Origin of the sequence: Pseudomonas sp. FSL R10-0399, from assembly GCF_009600165.1 — a bacterium.
Lineage (GTDB): Bacteria > Pseudomonadota > Gammaproteobacteria > Pseudomonadales > Pseudomonadaceae > Aquipseudomonas > Aquipseudomonas helleri.
Genome location: NZ_WIWK01000219.1, coordinates 1 through 2,654, shown reverse-complemented (window position 1 = coordinate 2,654; position 2,654 = coordinate 1). Strand labels below are relative to the sequence as shown.

The following is a 2,654-nucleotide window of genomic DNA, read 5'->3' as shown; positions in this document are numbered from 1 at the left end:
TTGAACGGCTGCCGTGTTTTGAGAGCGCCGATGACTCAGTAGCCGGAAAACAGGGGGGTACTTCAGACCATCCTTAGTACTCTCTCTACTCCCAGCCACACACCGGATTGGCAAGATAGTGGTTTCCCGGAAGCGTCTCTAGCCAATGCTCCCGACTCACATCCGCGCTAATTTTTTCAACGACAAGCTTTTCCAAAATCAACTCGTCATTGAATCTCGCCTTGCCTACGAATTGTGATTCACCCTGCACTGCGAGGGCACCGTTAATTGAAGCTTGCTGTTGCACTGTCAGCATTTGCGCAGTGACATTCCCAGCAAAGGAACCCGAGGTCGCGTTCAGGTTTCCCACCTCATTTATGTCATTGCCTCCAAGTAATAAAGTGGTGCGCATTTTGTTCAGCTCAGCATTTCCAGTTGCGATTCTCGAAAGCTTTGAATCTAGAGCCGCCTCTGATCCTGGGATACCCACAGTTCGGAGGTTGTCGCAAATATATTCACTGTAATGAAGGATTTTGTCCAATTTTCATGTGCAGGCGCTGGCGGAAGCATCCTTAGTTCGTATTTGGTGAGTCGCTGCCGAAACAATTTCAGTCCCTGCCAGAGAGTTTGCGACGTAGCCATCCCAATCAGCAATTGCATTTTGATCAAGACTGAAAGTCCGAGAGGTACAAGAGGTGCTAAAGCGTGAATTATATTTATTTGTGATCAAGCCACCTCCAATGTATGCAGGGGATGAGCCTTTCATAATTGAGATCGCATTAGAGCAAGTGCTATCCCCAGGCCAAACCCCATTCTGTATTCGATATGAACGCGCAGCGTCCATAATCAGCTGGGTTTCCTCGATAGTGAGGTTAGCCCTACGTTGATTTATGTCAGTCATAATGTTCGGAGTCATGAGGGCAGCGATAATGCCAAAGATGGCCATCACAACCATCAACTCTACCAAGGTAAAACCTCTACATTTCAATTCTGACACTGGCAACCTCTAGCCCGACAACCAACAATAGGGGTAATCCCCCCTGAAAAAAGTGCTCATCAGAAGTAGAATTTTCTCCTCACCGGATCAAGGAAATTTTGCGTGAAGACATCGCGTTTTTCAGACAGCCAAATCATGGCCATCCTCAAGCAAGCAGAGGCTGGAACCCCTGCGCCAGAGCTATGCCGCGAACATGGCATGAGTTCGGCTACGTTCTACAAGTGGCGCACCAAGTTCGGCGGTATGGACGCATCGTTGCTGTCTCGGCTGCGCGAGTTGGAGGACGAGAATCGGCGACTTAAAAAAATGTACGCCGATGAGCGTCTGAAAGCCGAAATTATCCAGGAAGCCATGGCAAAAAAGTGGTGAAGCCATCTCGGCGACGAGAGATGGCGCAGGAAGCGGTTCGCTCAGGTCGGTGCAGCATCAAGTTAGCGTGCCTGGCTTTCAGGATTAGCCCGACGTGCTATCTCTATCAGCCGTGCTTGGCGCCTGAAAACGCCGAGATTGCCGATAAACTGATCCAACTCACGTACAACCAGCGTAACTGGGGATTTGGCTTGTGCTTTCTGTACCCGCGCAACGTGAAGGGGTATCGCTGGAACCACAAGCGGGTGTATCGAATTTACCGCGAGCTGGAACTGAATCAGCGTATCAAACCGCGCAAACGCATTGTGCGCGAGAAACCCGAGCCGCTGGCCGTTCCCGAGGCGACTAATCAGTGCTGGTCGATGGACTTCATGCACGATCAATTAGCAGACGGGCGCAGCTTTCGGGTTTTAAATCTAATTGATGACTTCAATCGAGAAGCCCTGAGTATGGAAATTGATTTGTCGCTTCCAGCTGAACGCGTAGTTCGGGCACTGGATCAGGTCATTGAATGGCGCGGAAAACCGCAGGCAGTTCGCAGTGATAACGGCCCCGAATTCATCAGTGCAAAACTCACTGGTTGGGCCGAGAAAGACGAACTCAAGAGGAGGGTTTGGTAAAGTCCCTCGCGTGGGTTGTAATGCCCGACCACCTCCATTGGTTAATCGAACTTCACCACAACACGCTTTCAAGCGTCATGCAGAGAACCAAATCACGTAGCGCCCGAGCGATCAACGCGCAGCAGAATAGTGGGGCGCAACTTTGGCAAAAGGGCTATCACGACCGGGCACTGCGATATGACGAAGACCTTAAAAAAACTGCCCGCTATATCGTAGCCAACCCGCTGCGCGCTGGGCTGGTCAAACGTCTGGGCGATTATCCTCACTGGGATGCCCTATGGTTATAACCTCTGCAGGAGACGAGCTTGCTCGCGATCAAGGGGTCGCGGTATGCCTGCAAAAGCGCGGTGATGCCATCGCGCCCCTGCAGAGGAATTGAGGCCTTCACACATCTGTAGGAGCGAGCTTGCTCGCGATCAAGGCGCGGTGATGCCATCGCGAGCAAGCTCGACTCCTACAGAGGACCTGAGCGATCCAGCCACTCGATATGCCTGCAAAAACACGGTGATGCCATCGCGCCCCTGCAGAGGACTTGAGGCCTTCACACATCTGTAGGAGCGAGCTTGCTCGCGATCAAGGGGTCGCGGTATGCCTGCAAAAGCGCGGTGATGTCATCGCGAGCAAGCTCGACTCCTACAGAGGACCTGAGCGATCCAGCCACTCGGTATGCCTGCAAAAACGCGGTGATG

The 2,654-nt window shown here is 52.1% G+C and carries 2 protein-coding genes and 2 pseudogenes; 2 read left to right on the top strand and 2 right to left on the bottom strand.

Annotation, left to right across the window (positions count from 1 at the left end):
- Nucleotides 1–85: 85 nt before the first annotated feature.
- Both pilV and GHO41_RS30850 read right to left on the bottom strand, forming a co-directional pair.
- Nucleotides 86–469 (bottom strand): shufflon system plasmid conjugative transfer pilus tip adhesin PilV, encoded by a 384-nt coding sequence (gene pilV, locus GHO41_RS28910; protein WP_371929070.1) that lies wholly within the window; start codon nucleotides 467–469, stop codon nucleotides 86–88.
- Between the two features lie 54 nt (nucleotides 470–523).
- Nucleotides 524–976 (bottom strand): type II secretion system protein, encoded by a 453-nt coding sequence (locus GHO41_RS30850; RefSeq protein ID WP_178126610.1) that lies wholly within the window; start codon nucleotides 974–976, stop codon nucleotides 524–526.
- 102 nt (nucleotides 977–1,078) lie between these two features.
- On the opposite strand from GHO41_RS30850, the pseudogene GHO41_RS28900 reads away from it, so the two are divergent.
- Both GHO41_RS28900 and GHO41_RS28895 read left to right on the top strand, forming a co-directional pair.
- Nucleotides 1,079–1,947 (top strand): annotated as a pseudogene (locus tag GHO41_RS28900) (IS3 family transposase); the annotation flags it as partial.
- Nucleotides 1,938–2,252, top strand: a pseudogene (locus GHO41_RS28895) (transposase); the annotation flags it as partial. The pseudogenes GHO41_RS28900 and GHO41_RS28895, both read left to right, overlap by 10 nt.
- Nucleotides 2,253–2,654 lie beyond the last annotated feature (402 nt).